This window comes from Streptomyces sp. NPDC050535, from assembly GCF_044457665.1.
Taxonomy (GTDB): Bacteria; Actinomycetota; Actinomycetes; order Streptomycetales; family Streptomycetaceae; genus Streptomyces.
Window position 1 is genome coordinate 23,357 of the sequence record NZ_JBITHE010000036.1, and the last position, 26,894, is coordinate 50,250.

General features: G+C 64.8%; 12 protein-coding genes. 1 reads left to right on the top strand and 11 read right to left on the bottom strand.

Translation table 11 applies throughout. The features are described 5' to 3' along the window. Positions 1-424: 424 nt before the first annotated feature. Together ACIBLC_RS39370 and ACIBLC_RS39375 are read right to left on the bottom strand one after the other, a co-directional pair. Positions 425-1,233, bottom strand: a protein-coding gene (locus ACIBLC_RS39370; protein ID WP_399216299.1) for an IS5 family transposase whose coding sequence is annotated in 2 segments (ribosomal slippage) — positions 425-895 and positions 898-1,233 — 807 coding nt in all. Because the reading frame shifts where the segments join, the coding sequence is not laid out codon by codon here. 94 nt (positions 1,234-1,327) lie between these two features. Beyond that, the gene (locus ACIBLC_RS39375; RefSeq protein WP_399216300.1) at positions 1,328-4,141 is read right to left on the bottom strand and encodes a hypothetical protein; all 2,814 of its coding nucleotides are present in this window, start codon (positions 4,139-4,141) and stop codon (positions 1,328-1,330) included. A 299-nt stretch (positions 4,142-4,440) separates the two neighbouring features. On the opposite strand from ACIBLC_RS39375, the gene ACIBLC_RS39380 reads away from it, so the two are divergent. Further along, positions 4,441-4,986 (top strand): TetR/AcrR family transcriptional regulator, encoded by a 546-nt coding sequence (locus ACIBLC_RS39380; RefSeq protein WP_399216301.1) that lies wholly within the window; start codon positions 4,441-4,443, stop codon positions 4,984-4,986. A gap of 623 nt (positions 4,987-5,609) precedes the next feature. Here the strand turns inward: ACIBLC_RS39380 and ACIBLC_RS39385 are convergent. The 9 genes from ACIBLC_RS39385 to ACIBLC_RS39425 form a co-directional block, all read right to left on the bottom strand. Then, the gene (locus ACIBLC_RS39385; RefSeq protein WP_399216302.1) at positions 5,610-6,389 is read right to left on the bottom strand and encodes an NAD(P)-dependent oxidoreductase; all 780 of its coding nucleotides are present in this window, start codon (positions 6,387-6,389) and stop codon (positions 5,610-5,612) included. A gap of 140 nt (positions 6,390-6,529) precedes the next feature. Further along, entirely contained in the window at positions 6,530-8,083 is a 1,554-nt protein-coding gene (locus ACIBLC_RS39390) for an acetolactate synthase large subunit (protein ID WP_399216303.1), read from the bottom strand. A gap of 583 nt (positions 8,084-8,666) precedes the next feature. Continuing rightward, on the bottom strand, positions 8,667-9,497 hold the full coding sequence (locus tag ACIBLC_RS39395; protein WP_399216304.1) for an SDR family NAD(P)-dependent oxidoreductase: 831 nt from the start codon (positions 9,495-9,497) through the stop codon (positions 8,667-8,669). Positions 9,498-9,599: 102 nt separating this feature from the next. Further along, a complete protein-coding gene (locus tag ACIBLC_RS39400) occupies positions 9,600-11,405 on the bottom strand; it encodes a 1-deoxy-D-xylulose-5-phosphate synthase (RefSeq protein WP_399216305.1) in 1,806 nt (601 codons plus the stop codon). Positions 11,406-11,766: 361 nt separating this feature from the next. Next, the gene (locus tag ACIBLC_RS39405; protein ID WP_399216306.1) at positions 11,767-12,549 is read right to left on the bottom strand and encodes a hypothetical protein; all 783 of its coding nucleotides are present in this window, start codon (positions 12,547-12,549) and stop codon (positions 11,767-11,769) included. A 161-nt stretch (positions 12,550-12,710) separates the two neighbouring features. Continuing rightward, a complete protein-coding gene (locus ACIBLC_RS39410; RefSeq protein ID WP_399216310.1) occupies positions 12,711-13,184 on the bottom strand; it encodes a VOC family protein in 474 nt (157 codons plus the stop codon). A 107-nt stretch (positions 13,185-13,291) separates the two neighbouring features. Then, positions 13,292-15,001, bottom strand: coding sequence for a carbamoyltransferase N-terminal domain-containing protein (locus tag ACIBLC_RS39415; RefSeq protein ID WP_399216307.1), 1,710 nt, complete (start codon positions 14,999-15,001; stop codon positions 13,292-13,294). Next, a complete protein-coding gene (locus tag ACIBLC_RS39420) occupies positions 14,998-16,032 on the bottom strand; it encodes a class I SAM-dependent methyltransferase (protein ID WP_399216308.1) in 1,035 nt (344 codons plus the stop codon). The genes ACIBLC_RS39415 and ACIBLC_RS39420 overlap by 4 nt, the downstream gene beginning before the upstream one ends. Before the next feature lie 65 nt (positions 16,033-16,097). Further along, positions 16,098-26,882: an amino acid adenylation domain-containing protein gene (locus ACIBLC_RS39425; RefSeq protein WP_399216309.1), complete on the bottom strand. Its 10,785-nt coding sequence runs from the start codon at positions 26,880-26,882 to the stop codon at positions 16,098-16,100. Positions 26,883-26,894 lie beyond the last annotated feature (12 nt).

The following is a 26,894-nucleotide window of genomic DNA, read 5'->3' on the forward strand; positions in this document are numbered from 1 at the left end:
TTACCATCAGCCACGAGCACCCACTACGCCTCATGACGCGAACCGCACACCCGGAGCCACTCACTGACCACCCGTCAGGAGATCAGCGCCGTCATCGTAACGTTCCGTGCATGACCGGGAGGGACGTTTGCCAGACAGGTATGCCAAAGGCCATCAGGATGGCTGAAAACAGGTCGACCTTGCGTCAAATCCGCCCGCCGTCCGACTTCAGGCGCCACGACTGCTGCACCGCCGCAGCACGGCGGAGCGCCCCTCCTCCGTCTCCTTCCAGGGCGCCGTGCCCGAGCGGTGCGCAGCGGCTTGCCCGCAGGACGGTGACTGTCGCCGGCCATTACGCCGCGCTGGTGCCCCGCAGGCTGCCACCTGACCCGCCCCGTGCGGCGGAAGGAGGCGACACCGCGGCTGCCTAGAGGTCGTAACGCGATCATGATCCGGTCTTCTTGAGGCGTCTCCAGCAGATGAGGCTGCAGGCCAACGAGACGAAGGCGTTGTGGAGTTCGGGTCGGCGTTCCCAGCGGACGGCGAGTCGTTTGAACTGGTGGAGCAGGGCGAAGGTCTGCTCCACGACGTAGCGGAGCTTGCCCAGGCCCTTGATGTTCGGGGTGCCCTTGCGGGAGATCACCGGCTGGATCCGCCGGTTGCGCAGTTCGCGGCGTACGGCCCGGGAGTCGTACGCCTTGTCGCCGAGCACGGCCTCGGGGCGTCGGCGTGGACGGCCGGGACGTCCGGCCACGGGCGGGATGCCGTCGACCAGGGCGAGGGTCTGGGTGATGTCATTGACGTTTGCGGCAGTGGTGATCACCTTGAGCGGAGTGCCTTTGCCGTCGCAGATCAGGTGGTGTTTACTTCCCGTCTTCCGCCGGTCGACCGGCGACGGACCGGTCGCGGCACCCCCTTATTCGCGCGGATGTGGGAGCCGTCCACACACGCGCGAGACCAGTCGAGTTCGCCGGCCGCGTTCAGCTCGGCGAGCAGGAGACGGTGCAACTGGTCGAAGACCCCGGCCTGCTGCCAGCGGTCAAGGCGCCGCCAACAGGTCTGCCCGGAGCCGAACCCCAACTCCAGCGGCAGGAGTTGCCAGGCGATGTCGTTGACCAGCACGTACAGGATGCCCTGCAAACACAGCCGGTCCGCCACCGGCCGCAGCCCCGGCGACCGCTCGGGCCAGGGCGGCAGCAACGGCTCGATCAGCCCCCACAAGTCGTCGTCCACGATCCACGGCCGAGTCGTCACACATCACAAACGGCCGAATCATCACACCGGTCACGCCCAACCAGGGAACCTCAGCAAGATCCTGTTACGAGCTCCTAGCAGCGACTCACCACGCTCATTCCCTGGGCATGTTTCCGTGGCGTGGGCATTCGATGATCAACAATGGGGGGCAACTGCCGATCGTGGGTCCTAGGGGCAGCGACCATGCCTTACGGATGCTGTCGATCAGCGGTCGGGCGCTGTGGGGCGAGATGCCGAGTTCTTGGCGGGCCTCTGCGAGCCGTTCCGGGGCGCCGTCTGGGCCGGCTGCTGCTGCCAGTTGGGTACGGCGTTCGAACCTTTCTGTGCTGAAAATGTTGAGCAGAGTGAGCGAGAAGTAGGCGTACGCAGAAGCCTCATCGATGAGCTGGCGTGCATCGCTGCTGATTTCCTGGTCCGCTGCGGAATCCGGCTGGTCGTTAGTGGTTCCTGCTCGTGGTCGGGTGCCGTGGGTGTAGAAGGCGAACTCTTCCAGGGCGTGCAGCACTTCCGCTTCTGTGCACAGGCAGGGGTCGCGCAGGTAGCTGGCGAGGATGCGGAATGAGGCGAGAACTTCGCTGGTGTTGTGGGTCCACTGCTGTTTGCTCAGCAGGGTCCTAAAGCCCGCGAAGGACTCGGCCAGTTCTTCAAGGATGAGATGCCGGGCGAGATCGGTGAGTTCATGTAGTTGTGTCTCGTCCTGGATTTCACTGATCTGCAGGCCGTAGCGGAGCAGGTCGCGCAGGATGCCGCCGGACAGTGCGTGGGCGAGGATGACGTAGGGGTCTTTGAGTGACTGGGAACGCTCGGCAAGGATGGCGCGTGACTCTGTGAGGGTGCTGGGCTGGACGTGGATGATGTCGTCCAGGGAACTGTCGGTCACGTCCCGGTGTGGGAGGCCCCGCCGGACGAATGCGGCTCCGACGTCTTCCGCGACCGAGATCAGGTAGTAGACGTGGGGAACACCCAGGATGGCCTTGATCTCGCTGAGGAAGGCCAGTGCCTGAGTGTCCGTTCCGAGGCGGTCCACTTCGTCGATGGCGATCACTACGGACTTGCTCTGGCCTCTCTTTTCGAAGGCGATGCGCTGGAGCAGGTTGCGGAAGTCTTCGACCAGTTCGGGGTAGTTCGGCAGGACTGTGGAGACGGAGGTGGTGTGCGTACTGCCCAGGCTCAAGATCTGGGCAGCGCCGGTGGTCAGTCCGTTCGTGGACTGCTGGATCGTCTGGAGTCGGTAGAGGTGGTTGCGGCACTTGGTTACCAGTGCCGGTTCTTCAGGCCGGGGCCGCCAACCTCCCGCCTTTGCCACCACAACTCCTGTGACTATGCCCACGAGACGCAGAGGGTTCTCGCGGTCTGCCAGAAGGCTGTGTGTTTGCGGGTTCTTGATCAGGTACAGCAGCAGGCACCCCCCGGCCGCCGCGGCCAGGGGGCGAAACACCTTCTCAAGAGGGATCTCTCGGCTGCTCAGGGGAAGCACGGCATCTGAATCACGGGCCCGGCGCAGAACCCACCACGTGACCATCAGCCCCGCAATGTAGATCAAGGTTCTGGTCAGCTCGTCCGGCCGCGTGCGCTGCAGATGCAGGATCTGCTGGCGGATTTGTTCGTCCAAGAACACTGAGAGGGCAGAGAAGCAGGCCAGGAGTAGCCCGAGAGGCCTGCTGCCGTTCGTCCACAGTCCTCCCAGCAGCCGTGGCAGCCAGGCCGCATGGCGTGCCTTCCACCAGGCGATCCCGACGACGGTGACGCACACGCTTGCAACGACTGCGTGGCCCTGCCAGATTTCCATCACGTCATCGCGGGTTCGCTCGGCGTGCATGCGCGCAAAGTCAGCAATGGATGCGGCGTACTGCGCGTATAGGGAGCGCACCGACGCTGACAATCCCAGCACCAGCAGAGCGGCAGCTGGCACCGCGAAGGAACCCCACCGCCCCAGCCGCTTGACCTGAACTTTCCCCCGCCGCAACAGCTTGCGCGCCGGGGACAGGCGCGTGAACTCGGGAACCCCATAGTTCTCGTCACGCAGGTACTTCTCGCAGAGCTGCACCGACAACGACAGCAGGAAATCATGCGGGGTATATGTGGCCGGCGCTTGAATGATCAAGCCGAATCCGGCTTTCTCGACGGACTGGTTCAGCAGGGTCGTCTTGCCTACGCCCCGCGGTCCGCAGACTGCGATGGTGCCGTCCGTGATGTGTGAGAGTTTCCGCTCCAGTTGTCGCCGGGCCCCGTTCTCGACGAAGAAGAGGGATTCCCGTGGGGCACGCAGGCCCCACTCGAAGTGGTCCGGGATGAACAAGGAATCAGGGTCGTCGCCCAGCATGTGACGGACAAGTTGGGCCACCACCGGCCCCGTTCCCTCGTTCTGCAGAGCATCACCCCATTGAGCGGCTCGTACACCTACCTCGATTCGCTGTACCAGCCAGGAGATGCGAAGCCCTCCTGCAATGAGGCAGAGCACCAGGTTGGGCCCAGCCTGCAGACCGCGCCAGAACAGGATGAACACCACCACCGCGGCAACGAGACCGGCCGCAAGCAGGACCAGTAGTCCGCCGAAGCCGAGAATCAACAGGGCAGCAAACGCTGTCAGGAAACAGATGCCGCGCCAGTTCCAGTCTGTCTCTCTGGCCCTCCTTTCATGCCTGCGCTGGATCTCGCGCTCCTTCGCCGCGGCCTCGTCCAGTGCAGTTGACGGGCACGGAAGGGTGGCATAGCGGTGGTACGTCGGTGTCCTCATCCGCTCAATGACGGCATCCGCGCTCACGCCGTCCCGCTTGCCGAGCAGTCGTGCAGTCTCCGGATCAGCAAGCGCAGCCTGTACGCAGCGGTGGTAGATCTCAGACTTCTTGCTCCCGCTCGAGAAGTCCTCTGCCTTTGCCCCCCAGATAGCCAGCCAGGCCTCCAGCATCCGCTCCCTCCTCCCCCGAGTGCAGAACCTGCGGATGGTAGCGCTGCGGGCCAGCACGGCGAGGAGGGTTCTTCCGAAGGTGGCGCGGTTTGTACGCACAGGGGCCGCTCCCTACCGGGGCGTCAGAATGTGCTCGGCGGTCGCGTCGCGACCAAGACGATCGACGCTTCTCCCAGAGGCCCGTTCTCGATCCAGAGTTCCTGGCAGCGTCCTCCCGCCGAAGGAGTGGTTGCTACCGGAAGCCGACGGGAGCGGCGGTAGAGCGTCCCGGCCGACGGCGGGGGGCGGCGCGCGAGAAGTTGCTCGCTGCCGCAGCCCGGCGCTTCTACGCGGACGGCGTGGCAGCGACGGGGATCGACACGATCACCGCCGAGGCCGGTGTGGCGAAGATGAGCCTGTACAACAACTTCTCCGCCAAGGCCGATCTGGTGATGGCCTACCTCGACGCGCGGCACGAGGAATGGCTGAGCCTGTACTGGCGGCGGCTGGAGGAGGCCGAGGGCGGCCGCGGCGGTGTGCTGGCCGTCTTCGACGCGTACGCCGATCACGCCGCCTTCGCCTACGAGCACGGTTTCCGCGGGTGGGGGCTGTTGAACGCGGCCGCCGAACTGCCGGCCGGGGACGAGGGCCGGGCCTCAGTGCGCCGCCACAAAGAGGAGGTCGAGGACCTGCTTGCCGGGCACTTGGAGGGCCTGCTGCCCGGGCGGCCGGAAGAAGCACGCGCGGCGGCGGAGCACCAGTCGTTCCTGCTGGAAGGAGCGATGGCACGCGCCGGCCTGGAAGGTGCGGGTACACGTCTGGAGCACGCCCGCGCGATGGCGGCCGACCTGCTGGACCGGCTGTGACGCGAGCCGCCGGACACACGGCGGGCACGGCAGGTGTGGGAGCGGTCTGTGTGCTACTGGCCTCGGTCCTGTGGGGCACCACCGGCACCCCCGCGACCTTCGCTCCTTCGGTTGGGCCGCTGGCGATCGGTGCTGTCGCCATGGGCCTGGGCGGACTGCTCCAGGCAGTCATCGCCGCCCCCCATATCCGCCGGGAGGCCCCTCGGCTGCTCGCGGACAGGACAAACCAAACCTCATGGCAGCCACCACAGTCACTGGACCTGCATAAACGCCAGCTTGGTGCCGAACACCTCCTGCTCACGTGATCACTTGGTAGCGTCGCCGAAGGGGTTCAACACCTCGTGCGCGGTAGCGAGCAGATCTCCCATCGTCACCGACGGCAGTGGCTCCTGCGTTTTGGTCCTCCGAATCTTGATTGTTTCCGAGACCCGTCGAGCGCGGAGTTCGGCCGCCTTGCTGCTGTCCGCGCGGACAATCACCGCACACTCCCAGGAATCATCAACGATCCAACGCTCTCGACCGAGTGGCCCCAGTAAGACCACGTAGACCCCACGCACCTCGCCGCGCGCGTCAGTAGCCCGAACCTCATCGACGGCGGCGGGCCAATGCGATCAGCTTGCCGGTCAGGCTCGAAGGTATGCTGCCAGGCCCTCCAATAGTTGGCCCTCCGCGCGTTTGACCGACTCAGTGGTGCGTGCGGCGTAGCGCTGTACGACCTCGACGCCGGGAATGTGGGGTGTACTCGCGGAGAGCGCGTGGGCTGCGCACAAGTCCATGACCAGGCGTCCTGTTCGCCCCGACTGCCAGGCCTGCAGGGATGACTCGGCCAGGGGGAGACCGAGCGTCGTGATGATGACAAGAGCGTTCGGGGAAACCGTCTTTAGGTCGGCTTCCGTCACGACCTCCCGGTACGCGGGTGAGTGGAAGGACAGGATATCGACAGTGCTGAGGAGTTCCGGAAGCGGAAGCCACTGGGCCACCCCGTCCGACACAGTGCGGGGGGTAGGAGTGTGAAAGACAACATCCATGCCCACCACGCTGGCGACCGCTGCAACGCGCTGGCCCACAGCGCCGTATCCGAAGAGCCCCAGGCGCCTCCCCGCCAACTCACCAGGTGTGGTTCGCCCTTCGCCGTGTCGCACGTGCTTGAACATCTGTTCCACGACGAACTCAACGGTACCGACGTCCCCGTAGCCATAGATCGGGGAGACAGTGATGCTGTTCCGACGTGTGTAGTCAAGGTCCACCCGATCGGTCGAGGTCGCGCGGAGCCCGATGTAGCGGAGTGACGGGAGCCAGTTAAGATACGGGCCGTCGAGGTCGTCCTTCCAGCCGGCCAGCAGCGCATCGGTTTCCGCGCCGAGTTCGGCCCCCACCTCCGACGGCCACTCGGTGAGCCTCACCGGTGTCTTCTCACTCAAAGGGTGAAGAGATTCCAAGAGTTCGGGGGAAGGCCAAACTCCTGGCAGCAGGGTGATTTGGCGAAATCTGGAGCGGAGTGCGACAGACATGTACGAGTCCCATACATCGAGGAGCGGTTTTCTCAGCCCGAGAAGGACATGAGGGGGGGAACAATGGCATCGATGAGATGGGGTCCGGGTTCGTCGATGGCCTTGCGTAGCTGATCGGCGAACTCTTCGGCAGTGTGGGCGCGGGTGGCGGGAACGCCCATGCCATTCGCGAGAGCGACGAAATCCAGGCCGGTCAGATCGAAGAGCGGGTGAGCTGTGCCCTTCCTGGCATCGTTGCCTGAGGAAGTCATGCGACGCATTTCTATGCCGAGAATCGCGTAGGAAGCGTTGTTGAAGATGACAGTGGTAACGTCGAGTCCTTCGCGGGACTGGGTCCACAATGCCTGCAGAGTGTACAACGCACTACCATCGGCCTCCAGGTTGATCACTGGCCGATCCGGGCAGGCGATCGCAGCACCGGTTGCGACGGGCATACCCATGCCAATGGCACCTCCGGTAATGTTAAGCCAATCGTGTGGAGCGCTACCAACGGTGAATTCAGGAAGCCACCGATCGCAGGTGTTGGCTTCTTCAGCGATGATGGCACCCTCCGGTATCAACGCGCCGATAATAGCCGCCGCCTTCTGAGCTGTCAGACTTCCGCTTGGCATTCCAAAGGACGCCGCGTGCGTGCGCTTCGGCACAGTTCCCGATGCGACCAGGTCGGCCAGAAGTTCCAGCTCGGCGGTTGAACCGCCGAGTTCGTGAACAGTGCAGCCTTCCGGAACCAGGCTGCCTGGTTTTCCAGGGTAAGCAAAAAATGCCACGGGTGACCGCGCTCCGGCAAGAATGAGGTGGCGCGTACCTGCCAGCTGCGACATCGCGGAATCCACTGCATAGGCCAGACGGTCTACGTGAGGGATACCCGCTCCGCGTTCATGTCGTGCCGGTGACTTCTCGGCCAGGAGCCTGGCTCCGGTCACCGCGGCCACTCGGCTCGCTGCCTCGAGGCCCGGAATCCGCAGCGCGTTCCCGCCTAGGAACAGGACGCAGCACTCTTCATCACGGAGTAGCTTGGCAGCCCTCTCCACCGCGACAGTGTCGACGACGGCGGGCTGCAAATCAGGTACCAACGCCGCTTCGCCTTCTTCGGACCATGAGACGTCGGCAGGAAGAATAAGGGTGGCGATACCACCGGGCTCCTGTAGCGCAGCGGAAATTGCCTCAGCCGTATCTACACCGACATCGGATGCTCTTATGGAACGGCGGACCCATTTCGAAACTGTTCTGGCCATGGCCTCGATATCGGTTTCCAAAGGTGCGTCGAAGCGCTTATGGTAGGTCGCATGATCGCCCACAACGTTGACAACTGGGGTGCCCGCGCGGCGGGCATTGTGCAGGTTGGCAATTCCGTTGCTCAACCCTGGGCCGAGATGAAGGAGAGTAGAAGCGGGTTTTTCGGCCATGCGCCCGTACCCATCGGCTGCTCCGGTTGCCACCCCCTCGAACAAACAGAGCACAGTCCGCATCTGCGGTACTTTTTCCATGGCTGCGACGAGATGGATTTCTGACGTTCCTGGATTAGCGAAGCAGACGTTCACGCCGCCGTCTACAAGGGTTTTCAGGATCGCTTGCGCACTAGTCATGCGGAGTATCGTGGCATACCGCTGGGCATCCAGTCAGGGGGTGTCCGATGGTTTGTCGAATTCGGTTGAATCTTGGCCAATTCCAGATGGCTAAAAGTTCCCATTTGAGTCTTCCGCTACAGGTTGTTCAGAGTCGTTACAGTCTGGTCGAGGGAAAGCACTCGGTTCGTCTCTGTGTACTCGCAACGGCTAATATTCCAGTGAGATTTCGTTTCCTGAGCTGGTTCATAGTGGGGATGGATGATTAGAGGGATTCGCTGCGGAGCTGAAGTCGGTGTTCGCACAGGTGACGGGCCAGTTCAGGCGGACGGATCTACGGTGGAAGATGCGGGACTGTGTGCCTGGGTTGCTGGCACCGATGGAACGGGGGACGCCGACGGAGTTCACCGGTCACCGTGATCCCACGGCGTACGCTGGGACGCTGACGCGATCCACGACGACGCGCGCGTACGTCGTCGAACGTCTCGGCCCGGGTGGAGCGCTGCTTCGAACTCCTCGAGTGAGAGGCAGTCCAAGGTGAGCTGCAGTCGCTTGGGGTTGTACCAGCCGACCCACTGGAAGGCTCCCAGCGTTGACCCACAGCTCATTGAGCCGTCCAGCCGCCGTCAACAGTGAGCACCTGACCGGTGCAGTAGGACGCGGCGTCCGAGGCAAGGAATAGCAGCGCTCCATCCAGCTCCCCCTCATCTCCAGCACGGTTGAGCATCGTCTTCTCTGTGACCCAGGCACTCGCTTCGGCGTTCGCGAACACCGAAGCGGTCATCTCCGTACGGAACCACCCCGGCGCCAGCGCGTTCACCCGGACACTCATCGAACCCCACTGGCCCGCGAGCTCCCGCGTCAGGGCGATCAGGGCTCCTTTCGAGGCGCCGTAGCCCGCGCCCCCGAACGGCGCGCCCGATACCGTTCCGAGAATGGACGCGACGTTCACGATGTTGCCAACTCTGGCGGCACACATGTGCTTTCCCACCAGCTTCGAGAGGTGAAAAGCCGCAAGGACATTGACATCGAGCGCCGCAGCGAAGTCCTCGATCTCCTCGTTCTCCGCGAGCGGAGGCCCGGCTACACCTGCGTTGTTGACGAGTATGTCCACTCGCCCCGTCTCCGACACAGCACACTCGACCAGTCGGCGGCGATCAGTCTCGTCAGCCACATCGCAACGAACCGCGCGGATCCGGTGGTCCGCGGCTGATAGTTCCTCCAGTCTGTCTACGCGCCGCGCGGCCGCGTAGACGTCGGCGCCCGCGTCCGCCAGAACACGTGCGAAGCGACGCCCCAGCCCTGACGAGGCACCCGTCACGATCGCCGTACGTTGATCAAGTCGGAACCGACGCAGCACGTCGACAGGGCCAGCCGCCTCGCTCCCCCTGTGCACGACCTCGATCCCGTTCCCCCCTCGGGAATCCAGACTCATGATCACGTCCGCCTCTCATCGCACGCCAACCTGCAGTTCGCGCCCCACGCCGACGCCGCGCACATCCCCAGCGTCGGCGTGCAGGACCTTTCCGATCGAACGTCAGGAGAGCCTAGAGACCAGGTCCCCCACCCTGCGTGCGATGGCGGAGGCTGTCAGGCCGATGTCAGCCAGCACCTCCTCACGCGAAGCGTGACCGAGGAACGCCTTCGGTATACCGAAGTCCCGCAAGGGCACATCTACGCCGGCGTCGCGCAGCGCCTGCGCCACAGCCGAGCCGACGCCGCCCACCCGCACGTTGTCCTCGACGGTGACGACAACCCGGTGCTGGGCGGCAAGTCCCGGCAGTGCCTCGTCCACCGGCTGGACCCAGCGGGGGTCCACAACCGTGCTGTGGATTCCCTCGCCCTTAAGCAACTCGGCAATTTCCAGGCACATCGGGGCGAACCCTCCGATGGACACAATGAGCACGTCCGGGCGGCTGGCATCGGCGCGGCTCAGCACGTCCATGCCACCAACCTGGGCGAGGGCAGGGATACCGGGTCCGTCCGTGCCATTGGGGAAACGGACCACCGTGGGCGCGTCCGCAACGTCGATGGCCTCGCGCAGCTGACGACGCACCTGGTCCGCGTCACGGGGCGCGGCGAGCCGGAGACCCGGCACGATCTGGAAGATCGACATGTCCCACATGCCATTGAACGAGGCGCCGTCGGAGCCCGTGATACCTGCTCGGTCGAGCACGAAAGTAACTCCGCACTTCTGCAGACCCACGTCCATGAGCACCTGGTCGAAGGCACGGTTCAGGAAGGTTGAGTAGGCGGCGACCACAGGGTGCATGCCCCCGGCCGCGAGTCCGGCCGCGGAAACAGCCGCGTGCTGCTCGGCGATGCCGACGTCAAACGTGCGCTCCGGATACGCCTCGGCGAATCCGTCCAGTCCCACCGCTTCCAGCATCGCCGCGGTGACGGCCACCACGTCCTTGCGGTCCGCCCCGATCTTCATCATCTCGTCGCGGAAGACCGAACTCCAGTCCCCGCCAACCGGACCAACAGGTGCTCCAGTGTCGGTATGGATCGGCGAAACAAAGTGAAAACGGTCGACTTCGTGCTGCTCGGCCCACTTGTAGCCACGCCCCTTCTGGGTGACGCAGTGCACGACTACCGGGCTGCCGAGCCGCTTGGCACGTCGCAGCGCGGACTCCAGGGTCATGATGTCGTGACCGTCGACGGGACCGATGTAGGCAAGCCCCAGGTTCTCGAACCAGGTCGGACCGGCGGATGGCTGGCCAGGGCGACGGTGAGGCGTCTCATGGCCGGGTTGGGCTGTGCGCAGGCTCGCGAGGTGGTTAGCGAGGCCTCCGACGGTGGGCGCGTAGGACCTCCCGTTGTCGTTCAGAACGATCACGGCAGGACGGTCCTGGGCTGCGGCTATATTGTTAAGCGCCTCCCACGCCATGCCACCAGTGAGGGCGCCGTCACCAATGACCGTGACGACGTGCCGGTCGTTCTCACCGAGCAGCTGGTGAGACTTAGCCAGGCCGTCGGCCCAACCGAGCGAGACCGACATGTGGGTGTTCTCGAAGACATCGTGCTCCGACTCCGCAGGCGACTGGTAGCCGGAAAGGCCGCTCTTGCTGAACATCTTCGAGAATTCCTGCCGACCGGTCAGCAGCTTGTGCACGTACGACTGGTGACCGCCGTCGAACAGAATCCTGTCGCGCGGCGATTCGAAAACCCGGTGTAGGGCGATCGTTAGTTCCACCGCGCCAAGGTTGGGGCCGAGGTGCCCACCGGTCTGCGACACGGACTTGATCAGGAACGAACGTATCTCACTCGCCAGTTCCTCAAGTTGCTCTGCGGTGAGGCGGTCGAGGTCACGCGGCGACTGAACGCGGGACAGCAACGTCACAGATGACTCCTTCGTCGTTGAGCTTTTCGGGTGGTTCGGATGCGAACGGGTCCAGTGCCTCGTCCACAGCCTTGAGCAAATCGCCCCTCGTCACCGGGGCTGCCGTGCCAGAGAGCTGGTGCGGGTGCATAACAGCGCCGCCGAGGACAGGGGCAGCCACACCAGCCGTGCACGGTCCGGCCCATGCCGACCGGCGAGAAAGGCACGCCGACATAAAAGGTGAGCACTGCCTGAGGCATACATCCTGAATCCGACTCTGGCGACGAAGTTCATCGCGACAAGCCTCGGCACAGTGCCGGACACAAGAATCAGGGCACGGGAGATTCGCGGCATGGATCCATCTCATTGATGCGGCAACGGCTCAAACGGAAACGGCAGCTGCTTCGCCGACCTTGTGCAGGAGATGACCGATCCGGCTTTCGCAGTGCGCCACTTCACCACCGCGCAGTTCATCGGGCCGTCTTTCGCCTTCGTGTCCCCGCGGGTAGAGCCCGTGGGTCGCGAGGTCCAGTGCCACCGCGCGCAGCCGGCGCAGGAGTTGGGGGATCAGGTCACTGTCCGCCACCGGGGCGCGCAGGGTCATGAAGAAGTTGTCGTAGAGAGCAGCCGTGCGTCGGGAGGGGCGGGCGACAGTCTCCGCCATCGCTTCCTGGAGTAGGGACTTCCCCTCGGGCACAAGCCGTGCCGCGATGCCGTCGTGAATGGTCTTGTTCAGTTCTATAGCGCGGGCTAGTCCCGCACCCTCGGGTGATGTTCCACCTGCCGGACAGCGTCCGCGGAACAGAGTGCGCACCGGCGCGAAGTCGGGTGCCCAGGTTCCGCTGAAGCTGCGATGTTGAAGGAACATGCGTGGCCGTATCAGGCTCTGGTAGAGGTCGTGCGGGCACGACCCCGTGTACAGCAGCATGGCGCAATAGCTGTACACGTACGTCTCCAGTCGGGCGGCCGTTGCACGGTCCGGTTCTCCGCGCCCAGCACCGTTCTCCAGCAGCTTCGCCATCAGCCGCCATACGAGGAAAGTGATCTGATGCCCGGTGATCCACCGGAACCAGAACAGCTGGTCGTCGGACGGCTCGTCCGCAGGGGCGAGCACCTCCCCGGCCGATGTGCCGTACGCCAGAAGTGCCAGCTGATGAAGGAACATCGCCTGGTCGCATGAGGCCACCACGCGCGGGGCCGGGGACACGGCGGTGGTGTGACCGACGGACGGCATGATCAGTGGTTCCAGGCCATAGGGGAAGTCACCGAAGTCCCATGGGGCGATCCCTGGGTGGACGGTCAGAGTGGTGCTGTCGCTCGGGCCTCTCATCGGGGACCGCCCGGTATGTAGCTGAACTCGTATTCGAGCCCGTTGACGTCGAAGAGGTACAGGCTCTGCACCCCGTCGTCGTCAATGACGATCTCGGTCGGCTGGTCGGGACGGGCGAACGTAAACCGTCCGGACTCACAGAGCTCGACCCAGCGGCGGCGGGTGGTCTGGAGGTCGCCCGCTGAGTCCACCTGGATACACACATGCTGGAAGAGGAAACCGTCCTCGTCGGTCTGCCGTTCGTTGTGCTGGGCGCGGTCGAACAGGTGAAAGCGGGCGTCGCCGACCGAAATCTCGACCAGGCGCCTGATTCCCGGCAATCTGCTGAGCGTGAGTGCGGAGAACTTGTCCAGTTCCCACTTCTGTTCGGCGCCGAAGAACTCCAGGTACCAGGCCAGGCAGTTGTCCAGATTCGCGGTCTGCACGCCGATGTGGTGAATTCTGGGCTTAACCGTTGAGGTCACTTCCACCCCTAACCTTCCAAGGAACGATCGCTCGAAGATGACGCTTATGTGTTCTCTGCCAGTTGGAGTGACGGGCCCGCTGAACCGGTCACCGTGCACGAGACGGGTGCCTGTCAGACCTTGCTGTAGAGCACCCCGTCAGCCCAGACGTGATCGGTCCTGCCCCACCGCATGGCGGATTCGGCGTCCGGGAAGAACCCGCTGCCGTTCAGGTTGGCGCTGGTGTTGCACAGAACTGGGATGCCGCTGAGCGTGTGGTAGGCGCGCAGAACCTCGGCCAGGACCGGGTCGTCCTGCCCACTGACCGTCTGGAGACGGGCGGTGCCGTCGAGGTGGGTGATCGCCGGCACGCGATCCAGCCACTCCGGCCGGACCTCGTGATCGAAGAGCATGTAGGGGTCCGGCGTGCCGGGCTCGAATACGTCAGGGGCGTGCTCGACCATGCAGATGGGGGCGACAGGACGGTAGTACTCACGGTCCTTGATTTGGTTGAGCAGATCCTTCATCGCGGGATCGTGGGGCGGTGCGAGGATGCTGCGGGCACCGAGTGCCCGGGGGCCGAGTTCCGCCCGGCCGCGGAGAAAGACCAGAGGCTTGCCGCTCTCGTGCAGGATGCGGGCGACCTCGACAGGGCCGCACTCGCGGGCGGTCCAGCCCTCCGGTATACGGGGCGTGGTGACCAGATCCGGGCCCAGGCGCACATGCCAGTCCACTGCGGACACGCCGCGGGTGCGCGCGTATTCGGCGCACGCGGTGCCGATGGCTGAGCCGGAATCGTCTGGATACGGCGGTACCCAGACGTCGCTGAAGAGCGGGTGCGCTCGCAGGGCGCTGTTCCACTTGATGTTGAGAGCACAGCCGCCGGCGAAGCTGAGATTCCAGGGGCCGTCGCCCTTCCACCGCCGGATCTTCTCGACGAGCCGAGCAACCAGCATCTCCTCCAGGAACTGGTGCATGCTGGCGAGGACATCCTCATCCGAGACGCCGAGCGTGGCGATGCGGTCGGCGGCATCGCTCAAGTAGACATGCGTGTAGCGATGCGAGGGCTCGCCGCTGCTGCCGCATCCGATGACGTTGCGCCGGTATTCGGCGACCGCCTCAGTCGGAGCTTCAAAGTGCTTGTGGAAGACGTCCCGGAGGGCTTCCTGAACGGCATCCTGCGGCTTACCCAGGGCGATATACGCCATCAGCTTCCCCGCTACGGAGAGGTCGTCGACGACCTGTGACCGTTCGGTCCTCTTCCGGGACCAGGGACCGAAGTACTGAGCAGCCATGGCGTACGAGTGGCCGATGAGCGGGAAGACTTCTCCGCCATTCTCCACGGTGCCGCGTGTGCCGTCCACGAAGTACAGGCGTGGGAAGCAGCCGCCGTCCCAGACGAGGACGAAGGAGTCCTCTCCACGGGCCGCGAAGGGACTGGAACAGTAGGCGGCGGCGAAGTGACTCGACATGTGGACATAGCTGTTGTAGCTCACCGTGTTGCCCCCGATGGGGAGTTCTCCGGTGACCCCGGGGCGGACCAGGCTGTTGATGTTGTCGTTCTCGCGGTAGGGAGCGACCTTGAGTTCCAGCGGTGATCCGTTGTTGTGCAGGGGCAGGTGTCCGTACTGGGCACCGTCCCAGCCGTCCACGGCCCAGTGGTCCACATCCGAGACCTTGTACCCCTGTGCCGCGAGAATTTCGGAGATCAACCGTAAGTCGGCCACTGAGCTGTACCGCGCGTTGTTGTGGAGCTTTTGCACTTCGATGTGGAAGAGCAGCTTGTTGTCTTCTAGCAGGGCAAGACCGCCGCTGTGCGTGAGCTTGAGCCCGGCAGTTATCATTGAAGGTTGTCTCCTCTTGTCGTCGACAGGTTTCCTCGGTCGAGAAGGTTTGCCCGTTCGGCGTTTCGCCGGATCCGGTCGGTGCACTTGCGCAGGCCTGCGGACGGCCCAGAGACGAGCGAGAAACCCGTGGGGCGCAGTTTCAGCTCCACGCAGTCGAGTTGTGGCTGCGCGTCCATTTCGGCGAAGACGGGGTGCAGTCGTTCATTTCTGAATAGATCGGATAGTGCCACCGTCCCGTACGTGTTCCCGCTCCAGTCGGCCGTGTCGATGACGTTTGACCCGCCGTCCCAGTTGACGCCGTTGACCACAACCCAGTCACATCTGCGCCGAAAGAACTCGGCGGCCTCCTGAAACTTATATGCGTTGACGATTGGATGAAGATATGCGTCAGCGTCGGCGGCCAACTGGTCCTGGGGCCCCGCGTCCGAATGAGAGGTTCGAGTCCCGTACTGCCGTGCGGAAAGGGACAGTTCGAGGTCGGAGAGGATGGTGTCGCTCAGGTCACCCTTGGACCGGCTCAGGAAAAGCTGCACCAATTCCCTACTCAGCAGGCGATCGAACTCGCCATACGGATGGTAGTACCAGGTGTAAAGAATTCCGTCCGGCTTCAGGTGCCGCTGGAGCCAGTCAGCACCTCCCTCTGGGTTCTCCAGGTGATGGATGACGCCCGTACTGGTGATGAGATCGAATTGACGACCGAGGCCCACACCACCTATCTCGGCTCGAATGAACTCCACGTTCGTGCATTCATTGCGCTCCGCCAGATCCCTCGCGATCGACAAGGATCGCTCACTGAAGTCGACTCCTACGAAGGTCGTTTCCGGATATTGGCACGCCAAGCCGACGAGGCGATGTCCAGTACCGCAGCCGGCATCCAGCACTTCTCGACCAGCCAACTCTTCGACCACGAAGTCCAACCCCATCGCAATGTCGAAGATGGGCTGCGCGGACGCACTCGGCGATGGATATGGAAAGCGCTCGTACAACGCACGGACCTCTTCCGCGCGGTGTATGTCGATAGAAATCACGTTCTCCTGTCTCGGATCGGTGGCCGGGCCGCGGCCCAGCCACTTTCACATGTGGGGGAATTGACTCAATCGCTGAGTTTTTCCAGGGCCACGGTGATTTCTTTGGCGAGGGCGACGACATGCGGGGGCCGCAAGAAGGAAAGATGGTCACCCGACACGGTCCTGAAGTCGACCCGTTCCGCAAACGGCTGCCAGCTCTCCGCCAGCGGAATCGGCCAGGAACTGCCGTGCGCCTGGTAGAGGACGACTGGGCAGCGAACTACCGTCGGTCGGTAGTGGAATACGGCTCGCGTGTTCGCTTCCATCGTCCTGAGATGGCTGACCAGTTCACTCCGCTTCAGGGAGAGCATGGCCGTCGGAAGGTTGACCTCCGTCATGAGCTTGGCAACAGCGGCGGACTTCTCCAGCTCGCTCTGGGTGACGGCCGCGTCGTCGATGTACTCAAGCAGCCGACGGATGGCGCTGTGCTCGCGTTCAATCATTCCGCGGGCGCCCTGCACCGGCAGGCAGGAGTCCAGCGCGACGAGAAGACTCACCTGCCCGCCAGCCTTCTCTACGAGACGTGCGACCTCGATGGCAAGCGCACCACCGAAGGACCATCCCACGAGCACGTAGGGACCGGTCGGCTGGATGGTCCGCATCGCGGCCCAGTAGTTCTGCGCCATTTCCGCCACGTCGCCCTCGGGTTCTACCCCGAGGGCCACGCTGCGCGCCTCGATACCGATCATGCGGGTCACAGGCGCGAGGGCCTCAGCCAGGTGCACATAGCCGCTGACGTTTCCGCCGCCTTCGTGGAAGCAGAAGGTGACACTGTCCGCGGAACTTTCGTTGAGGCGGACGAGGGCCACCCGAGTGTCCTTGTGCCCCTCGGCCGACCCCACCACTGTGAATCGGCCTGCGCTGGCTGGCTCGGGGGTCGAGTGTGCTGGTGCGGTGGAAGGCTGCGCGGCCCCGGCGCCTCCGCTCGGGCTAGCCTGCCTGCCGGCCCGGGCCCTCATAGCCTCGAGATGTGCAGCGAGTTCGGCGACCGATGGTGTCTGAAAGATGACCCGCGGCGTGAGATGAAGCCCCTTCTTCCGCGCCTTTGCGATGACGAGGATGCTCAGATACGAGTCCCCACCCAGTTCGAAGAAGTTGTCGTGGGCGCCGACACGGTCGACGTTGAGCGCGTCGCGCCAAATGTCCGCGACCAGCTGCTCCATCTCGGTACGCGGGGCCAAGAATTCTGTCTCAACACGTGGCCGTACGGTCTCCGGCGCGGGTAGTGCCTTCCGATTGACCGCCTTCCCGTTGGCGGTTACCGGCAGCGTGTCCATCAGCACGTACGCGCTTGGCAGCATGTAGTCAGGCAGGCTGCGAGAACACCAGTCACGCAGATCGGTCACCGTCGGACGCCGTCCGGGCAACGGGACACAGTAGGCGACCAGCCGCTTTCCGTTGTCCCCGTCGTCGCGTAGGACCACCGCGCTCGCGGTGACTTCCGGATGTGTCAGGAGGGCAGACTCGATCTCGCCCGGTTCGATCCGGAATCCCCGCAGCTTGACCTGGTCATCGATGCGGCCGAGGAACTCCAGGTCTCCGTCGGGCAGCCATCGCACGAGGTCCCCGGTGCGGTACATGCGCCGGCTCGGATTATTGGCGAACGGATGCGCAACGAAGCGCTCCACCGTGAGCTCGGGCCGATTGAGATATCCGCGAGCGACGCCCGAGCCACCGATCCACAGTTCCCCTGCGACGCCGATGGGCACCTGATTGCCGTGCTCGTCCACTACCAGTACGTCCGTGTTCGCGACGGGGGATCCGATCGGCACAACCCCCGAGGCCCGGGTAATGAGGCAGGTAGTCATGTTGACGGTCGTCTCGGTCGGGCCGTAGATGTTCATCAGCGGCACCGCGGTGCGCCGGAACCAGCTCTCCGCCGTAGCAGGCAGGACGCGTTCACCGCCCATGCTCATCAGACGCAGCCGAACGCCCAGCTCCGTGGACGAGGTGAGGCGGGAGGTGAGTTCGTTCCACACGAACGGCGGCAGTTGACAGACGGTGATGTCGCGACTGGCGAGGGTCTCGGTGATCCACTCCGGTGTCCAGTCTTCGCCACGCAGCACGAGTTCGGCACCGACGACCAGGGTCGGGAAGATCTCCCCGACGGAGCCGTCGAACGTGACGGAGGAGAACTGGAGATATACGTCCTCGTCGGTGAGGCGGTAACGGTCACGCATCTCCTGCACCCGGTCGCTCATGGACCGGTGCTCGATCATCACGCCCTTGGGCCTGCCCGTCGAGCCGGACGTGTAGATGATGTAAGCGAGGTCGTCCGGTCCAGCCCAGGGCTCCGGGTCTGTGGCGGGCTGCCGGCTGATCTCCTCCATGTCGGAATCCAGGCACAGCGTCTTCACCCCATTCGCAGGGAACCGGTCGGCCAGGTGTCCCTGAGTGACGATCACGGGCGTTTCCGTCTCGTCGATCATGAAAGCGAGACGGTCGGCCGGGTGGTCCTGGTCCAGCGGCAAATAGGCGCCGCCCGACTTGAGGATGCCGAGCAGCGCCACGATCATGTCGCAGCTCCGTTCGACGCACAGTCCGACGACGACTTCGGGACGTACGCCCAAGTGCCGCAGGTAGTGGGCCAGCTGGTTGGCACGGATGTTGAGTTCCGCGTAGGTCAGGGTCGTCTCGCCGAAGGTGACAGCCGCTGCGTCAGGGGTCCTGCTCGCCTGTCGTTCGATGAGCTGGGGCACTGTCAGATGGCTGGGATGGTCTACGACGGGACCGTTCCACTGTGCGAGTTGCTCCAGTTCTGCGGATGTGACCATCCGCAGCTCTCTGAGACGGGCCGTCGGCCGCTCAAGCATGCTCCCCAGGAGCGTACGCAGGTGACCGGCCATCCGCTGCGCGGTGTCCGGGGTGAACAGGGCCTGATCGTGGACGAGGTGGAAGTGGAGTTCCTCGTCCCATTCCGCGATACCCAGGACTAGGGGGTACCCGGTGCGCTCGACATAGTGAAGGCGCTTACGGCTCAGGCCGAGCGGCAACTCCTCTCCGTCGGCCAGCTTGGGGTAGTTTTCGAAGACCAAGATGGACCGGAACAGCTGCTGCGCTCGGGGCACCTGGCTCCAGCCCTGGACGCTCGCGAGAGAGCTGTACTCGTATCGGCGCAGCTCTGCGTGCTGGTCCTGGATGTGTTTCAGCCAGTCAGTGAGCATCGCGTCCCCTGGTACCTCGACCCGGACGGGGAGCGTGTTGATGAACGGCCCCACCATCCGTTCCATCCCGGTCAGATCAGCCGGCCGACCAGCGACGGTGGCGCCGAACAGGACGTCTTGGGTACCGCTGTAGCGCGCCAGCAGCAGAGCCCACAGTCCCTGGAAGACCGTGTTGACGGTGATGCGCTTGGCCCGCGCGAAGTCGCGGAGGGCCGCGAACTCATCGGCGCCAAGGTCGAACAGGTGATCCGCGTATCCCGTGCGGCCGGTCTCTCGTTCGACGCCGAAGGAGGTGGGCGCTTGGAACCCGGCGAGCCTGTGTTCCCAGAACGTCTGCGCTTCTGCGGTGGGCTGCCTGCGTAGCCACTCGATGTACCTGGAGTACGGCACGGGAGTGGACAGGTCGGCTGCCCTCCCTGCGGCCGCCGCCTGGTACAACGCGGCGAACTCCTGCTGGACAATCTGGCTACTCCAGCCGTCCAGCAGCAGCTGGTGGGAAGACCACACCACCAGCGTGCGGTCCTGCCCGGTCCGGACCAGGGTGAACCGCATCAGCGGCGCCGTCGACAGATCGAACCCGCGTTGGCGGTCATCGGCCAACAGTTTCTCCATCAACTGCTGCTGTTCAGCTTCCGTCGTCTCGCACCAGTCGAGCTCGTCGACCGTGATCGCCGTCTGCCGCCGGACCACCTGCCGGGGCTCGTCGCCGTCGCCGGTGACGATGCCACCGCGCAGCACGGCATGGCGTTCGACGACCTGCTGCCAGGCCTGGCGGAACAGCGCGGGGTCCAGCTGTCCGGTGAACTCGTCGACCATCTGGATGACGTACGGGCGTACGTCAGATTCTTCGGACGGATCGGACAGTGAGTGGAACAGCAGACCTTTCTGCTGCGGAGTCAGCTCATAGGACTCGATGACATCCGTGGGGCTCTCGGTGTGCTCCACTGCTCCCCCAGGAGCCTGGACGAGGGAGCGCAGCACGGTAACGACACTGGAGGTGATGTTTTCGATGGTCCGGCTGTCGTACACGTTCGTGCTGTACGCGACGGACACCACGAGGGAACCCGCCTGGACGCTGGCAATGACATCGATTAGGTGGGGGCGCCGGGCTCGCGGGTCGACTGACTGGCCGCGTGGTTCGGTGTCGTCCGCGTACTGGCCAAGCCCCGGCAGGGCACTCTCGAACTGGCCGAGGTAGTTGAAGCTGATGTCGGGCTGGGCCAGGGAGGACAGATGTTCCCGGACGTCCGCACTGCCCAGGTACCGCTGGATTCCGTAGCCGACGCCCCGGTGGGGCACAGCCATCAGCCGCTGCTTGACATCAGCCAGCGTGGTCACCGGATCCGCACCGGGCTCGGCACGCAGCTCGACCGGGAAGAGGCTCGTAAACCACCCCACCGTGCGCGTCAGGTCCACATCATCGAGAAGGTGTTCGCGTCCGTGCCCCTCCAGGGCCACCAGAACGGAGTTATGCCCCGCCCAGCCGCAGACGGCCTGGGCCACAGCTGTCAGCAGCACGTCGTTGATCCGCACGTCGAACCGGCGGGGGACATCGCGGAGGAGCGCTGTGGTCTCGTCGCTGTCCAGCCTCCGGGTCACGACGGCGTAGGACGCGACGGTGTTGGCGCCGGCGGCGTCCCGCGGCAGGGGCCGGGCGGTGCGCGGTCGCAGCCAGTGGTCGAGTTCCGCCGTCGCCTGACCGGACGTCGCGTAGTGCCGCAGCCTCCCCGCCCATGACTGGTACGACGTGGTCGTGTCGGGAAGCACAGCCTGCTCCCCCGCGGCCAGCGACCGGTAGGCCTGGCCGAGATCCTGGAGGATGATCCTCCACGACACTCCGTCGACGACCAGGTGATGGGCGACCAGCAGGAGCCGTTGCCCATGCTCTGCACCCAGCTCGAACAGGGCGGCGCGGAAGACGGAGCCGTCCCTCGGATCCACTGCACGGTGCAGAGCGTCGGCCTCGCGCCGGAACGCCGACCACAGTTCGGGTCCGGTCAGGTCCGACAAATCGTGCCGGACGAGAAGTCCGGACGGCGTGGCGGTGGCGTAGGTCTGTGTCCATCCGGACTCCGAGGGCGCGAAGCGCGACCGGAGCATGTCGTGGTGCTCGACCACCCTGGCCAGGGCAGTTTCCAAGGCTGCGGCCTGAAGGCCCTGCGTCCGCAGCAGCCGCACCTGGTTGAAGGGCGCACCGTCGGGCACATCCCATTCGAAGAACCACTGCTGGATCGGCGTCAGCGTCCCGTCACCCGGAACCTCTGTCTGTTTGGCCGGAGTCGGGACTCCGTGCGTCACATGGCGCGCGATCTCGGAGACGGTTTCGTGCTCGAAGATGACCTGCGGATGCAGGTTGATGCCATGCCGCTTGGCACGGGACACGGCGAGCAGGCCCAGGATTGAGTCGCCGCCGATTTCGAAGAAGTTGTCGTGGATGCCGATGTCGCTGATCCCCAGGACGTCCTCCCAGATCGCGACTAGCGTCTCCTCGGTCCGGTTGCGGGGTGGCACGTACTCCGACTCCAGGTCCGGGCGCAGTCCGTCGGGCGCTGGCAGAGCCCTGCGGTCGACCTTGCCGTTCACGGTCAGGGGCAGGGCCTGAAGGAACAGGAAGCCACTGGGCAACATGTAGCCGGGCAGGGATTGCTGGCAGTGTTCCCGCAGTTCCGCGGTGCTCGGCCCGGTGCCCGTGACGGGCACTACGTAGGCGACGAGACGGCGATCTCCGGGCACGTCCTCCCGCATCATCACCACGCTGGCGCCCACCTGGGGGTGCGCCAGCAGAGCCGACTCGATCTCGCCAAGCTCGATCCGGAAGCCCCGCACCTTGACCTGGTCGTCCAGGCGCCCCAGGTACTCAAGTTCGCCATTCGGCAGCCACCGCACCAAGTCACCGGAGCGGTAGAGCCTGACCGTTCTGCCTTCGATCTCCCGTTCCGCGAACCGCTCCGTGGTCAGGTCCGGGCGATTGAGGTATTCCCGAGCAAGCCCCGTCCCCGCAACCCACAGTTCGCCAGGCACGCCGACGGGTACCAGCTCGCCCGATGCGCTCAGCACGTAGACGTCGGTGTCCGCCAGGGGACCGCCGATCGGGGAGATCGATCCGTCTTGGATGTCGGCATCGGTGATCTCCCGCCGGGTGACGTGCACGGTGGCTTCCGTGATGCCGTACATGTTGAGCAGACGGGGGCCCTTTCCGTCCGTCGCGGCCCGCCATGGCCTGAGACTGGCAGGTTGCAGGGCCTCACCGGCGAAGATCACCAGCCGGAGGGAGAGCCGCTGCGCACGGTCGCGGCTGATCACCTGCTGCAGCAGTCCGAACGCGGAGGGCGTCTGGTTGAGCACCGTGACGCGGTGCTCAATGAGCAGGTCCAGGAAGGCCGCCGCGTTCCGCGTGGTCGCGTGGCTGACGACGACCAGGCGCCCTCCGTACGTCAGAGCTCCCCAGATCTCCCACACTGAGACGTCGAAGGCGAAGGAGTGGAACAGCGGCCAGACATCCTCCGCGCCGAAGCAGAAGTCGTCGTCCGTTCCCCGAAGGCGGTTGACGACGCTGCGGTGCCGTACCGCGACTCCCTTGGGCGTTCCAGTCGATCCGGAAGTGTAGATGATGTACGCGAGGTCATCCGGTTCCCCCGCTGGCGCCGGATCGCCGGCCGACTCCTGCTCGATCGCCGACCACTGTGCGTCGAGGCACACGAGATCGTAGTCGCCTCCCGGCAGCCGGTCCCGCAAGGACGACTGGGTGATCACCACTGGGGCCGCGGTGTCCTTGAGTACGAACTCCATTCGCGCGCGAGGGTGTTCGGGATCCAGCGGCACATAGGCGCCACCTGCCTTAAGGACGCCCAACAGCGCGACGATCATCTCCCAGCCGCGTTCGAGGCAGACTGCCACGAGATCTTCGGAGCGGACCCCACGCCCGCGCAGGTGATGAGCCAGTCGGTTCGCCCGCTCGTTCAACTCCCGGTATGACAGACGCATGTCGCCAGCCGCCACTGCGACCGCCTCAGGCCGGAGCCTCGCCTGCGCCTCGACCAGCGCGTGCAGCGTGTAGTGGTCATCAGGGACGCTCGGGCCAGCGTTGAAGTCCACCGTAAGCCGACGTCGTTCTTGCGCTGTCAGCATGCCAACCTGGGCGACCGGGGCATGTGGATCGGTCGTGATCGACGTCATCAGGTTCACGAAGTGGCCCATGGCCTGCTCCACCGTCTCCCGGTCGAACAGACTCTTGTCGTAAGCGATGTCGACCTTGAGTCGTTCGTTGTCGTAGACGATCGCAGTGAGCGGGTAGCCGGTGCGTTCAACGTTGCGGCTGGATATGCGTCGCAGACCGTTCGGCAGATCGTCGCCTCCCAGCTCGGGGAAGTTCTGGAAGGCGAGCAGAGTCTTGAACAGGCGCTCTCCCTTGGGGATCGCGCTCCAGCCCTGCACCTCAGCCAGCGAGCTGTGCTCGTAAGCCCGCACCTCCGACTGCCGGTGCTGGAGTCCGCGCAGCCATACGTCCACGGACGTACCGCCGTCCACCTGGACCCGCATCGGCAGTGTGTTGATGAACAGGCCTATCATTGACTCCGCGTCGGACAGGTCCGCAGGTCTAACGGCACCCAGTGCCCCGTATACGACGTCGTCGGTGCCGCTGTAGCGGGACAGCAGGAGCGCCCAGGCTCCTTGCACGACCGTATTCACGGTCACCCGCTGATTACGCGCGAACTCACGCAGTTGTGCCGAGGCCGCCGCGTCGACCTCGAACACCACATCGTCGAAGCCGCAGTCGCCCGTCGCCCGATCGACTCCCAGGGCCGTCGGCGCCTCGAAGGTGCCCAGCGTGCCGCGCCAGAAGGCCTCAGCCTCCGAATGGGACTGTTTGCCCAGCCACTCTATATAGCGCGCGAACGGCTCCGGCTCGGGCAGGTGCAGAGCCTGTCCGTCGAGTGCCGCGCGGTAGTGGGCGAAGACCTCCTTCTGCACCAGCTGCGCGCTCCACCCGTCCAGAAGCAAATGATGGAACGACCACAGCACCAGCCAGCGCTCGGTGGCCAGCCGAACCATCGTGATCCGCATCAACGGGGCGGACCCCAGGTCAAACCCGCGCAGACGGTCCGCCTCCAGCAGGTCCGTCAGCCGGGCCTTCTGATCAGCGGCGGAACACTCCCGCCAGTCCGCCTCTTGGAAGGGCACATCGACCCGCTGTCGCACCTCCTGGACCGGCTCGTCCAGTCCTTCCCAGGAGAATTCGCTCCGCAAGACAGTGTGCCGGTCGGCCACTGTCTGCCACGCGTCTCGCAAATGCCGTACGTCCAACGGACCGACGAACTCGTCGGGGAACTGTACGACGTAGGGGTTCACCTCTGCGGACTCGGTGACGGCATGGAACAGAATCCCCAGTTGCATGGGGGCGAGCGGATAGCGCGTGGGCGCATCTCGTCCGGGCCGCTCGGTTCCGGGGGCGGTCTTCTGCGCGCTGGCCAGGACGTCGGCCACTGTTTGGTGCTGAAAGATCAGACGGGGCGTGAGGTTCAGTCCGAGACGCTTGGCACGGGAGATGATCAGCAGGCTGCGGATGGAGTCGCCGCCAAGTTCGAAGAAATTGTCGTGCACGCCCACCCGTTCGACGCCAAGGACGTCGGCCCACAGCTGCGCAAGCTGCTCCTCCGCCGGCGTGCGTGGCGCAACATATGCCGAGCCCAGCTGAGGCCTGCTGCTGTCAAGGGCCGGGAGGGCCTGGCGATCGACCTTTCCGTTGGCGGTGACTGGCAGAGCCTCCAGTGATACGAAGCGGCTGGGCACCATGTGATCGGGGAGCAGTTGTCGGCACCAATCGCTCAGCGCGGTGCCGGTCGGTGCGAGGTCGTCGGCAGGCACGATGTAGGCGGCCAGGCGGTGGTGTCCCGGTGCGTCCTCGCGCATCATCACCGCGGCAGCAGTCACGCGCGGGTGTCGCGTGACAGCGGACTCGATCTCGCCGAGTTCGACGCGGAAGCCGCGAAGCTTGATCTGATCGTCAGTGCGCCCGAGGTACTCCAGCTCACCGTCCTGTGACCACCTCACCAAGTCTCCGGAGCGGTACAGCCGATGTGTGGACTCATCGAACTGTCGCTCCGCGAATCGCTGCCCTGTCAGGTCGGGGCGGTTCACGTATCCTCGGGCCACGCCTGCCCCTCCGACCCACAGTTCGCCGGGGGCTCCCACCGGAACCAGCTGGCCTGAGGTGTCCAGCACGAAGACGGGAGTGGCGGCCAACGGTCGGCCGATCGGGGAGACGGCGCCAGCGCGCGTGTCGTCCAGGGTGATATCTCGCACGGTCACATGCACTGTCGTCTCGGTGATGCCATACATGTTGACCAACCGTGGCCCACTGGTACCCCATGCGTCCCACCAGGGCTGGAGACGAGCCGGGTGGAGCGCCTCCCCACCGAAGATCACCAGCCTCAGGGACAGTGTGGCGGCGGTCTCCGGCCCTACTTCCCGCTGGAGGAGAGCGAAGGCGGACGGTGTCTGGTTCAGGACGGTCACTCGCTGCTCGACTAGCAGTCGAGCGAATGCCACTGGGTTCCGTGAGGTCTCCCAATCCACGACCAGCAATCGCCCGCCGTAGGCCAGCGCACCCCAGATTTCCCAGACTGAGAAGTCGAACGCGATCGAATGGAACAGGGTCCACACATCGTTCGGGCCGAACCGGAACTCCTCCTCCGTTCCCGTCAGCCGGCTGATGAGGTTGCGGTGCTCGATGGCGACGCCTTTGGGGGTGCCAGTGGAACCGGATGTGTAGATGACGTACGCCAGGTCGTCCCCGCTCACCCCCGACTCCGGATCCGTGACCGGCTGCCGCCCAAGTTCCTCAGCCACCTCATCCAGGCACACCACCGCACAACCCTCAGTCGGCAACCGATCCCTCAGCCCCGACTGCGACACCACCACCGGCGCAGCCGTGTCCCGCAGCATGAACGCCAACCGCTCAGCCGGATACTCCGGGTCCAGCGGCACATACGCACCACCGGCCTTCAGTACACCCAGCAACGCGACCACCAGCGCCACGCCGCGCTCCAGACACACCCCCACCAGCACATCCGGACCCACACCACGGCCACGCAACACATGCGCCAACCGATTCGCCCGCTCGTTCAACTCCCGATACGAAACACGCTCTTCCCCCGACACCACCGCCACCGCGTCAGGCCGCAGCCGCGCCTGCTCCTCCACCAACCGGTGCACCACCACACCAGCAGGAAAATCCACCCCAGAATCGTTGAAATCCACCAACAACTGCCGACGCTCACGCCCCGACAGCACATCCACCTCACCCACCCGCGCCCCCGGCCGCGCCACCACCGACGACAGCAACACCGAGAAATGCCCCATCATCCGCTCAACCGTCACCCGATCGAACAGGTCCGTTGAGTATTCGGTTCGCACCACGAAGTGGTCGTCCCTCTCCCGGACTGACATGGTGAGGTCGAGTGTGACCGCGCTGGCGGGCAGCCGTATGATCTCGGGTTCCAGGCCCTGGAGCTCCCACAAATCGTCGGCGGCCGTCTGGAGGATGAACAGCGCTTGGATCAGTGGAGTACGGCTCAGGTTTCGTTCGGGGGCGATTTCCTCGACCAAGCGCTCGAAGGGCACGTCCTGGTTCTCGTACGCCTCCAAAGTGCGGTCCCG

Coding starts and splice junctions, on each gene's coding strand:
- ACIBLC_RS39375 (WP_399216300.1), bottom strand. CDS start 4,141: ATGCTGGAGGCCTGGCTGGCTATCTGGGGGGCAAAGGCAGAGGACTTC.
- ACIBLC_RS39390 (WP_399216303.1), bottom strand. CDS start 8,083: ATGACTAGTGCGCAAGCGATCCTGAAAACCCTTGTAGACGGCGGCGTG.
- ACIBLC_RS39395 (WP_399216304.1), bottom strand. CDS start 9,497: ATGAGTCTGGATTCCCGAGGGGGGAACGGGATCGAGGTCGTGCACAGG.
- ACIBLC_RS39405 (WP_399216306.1), bottom strand. CDS start 12,549: ATGTTCCTTCATCAGCTGGCACTTCTGGCGTACGGCACATCGGCCGGG.
- ACIBLC_RS39415 (WP_399216307.1), bottom strand. CDS start 15,001: ATGATAACTGCCGGGCTCAAGCTCACGCACAGCGGCGGTCTTGCCCTG.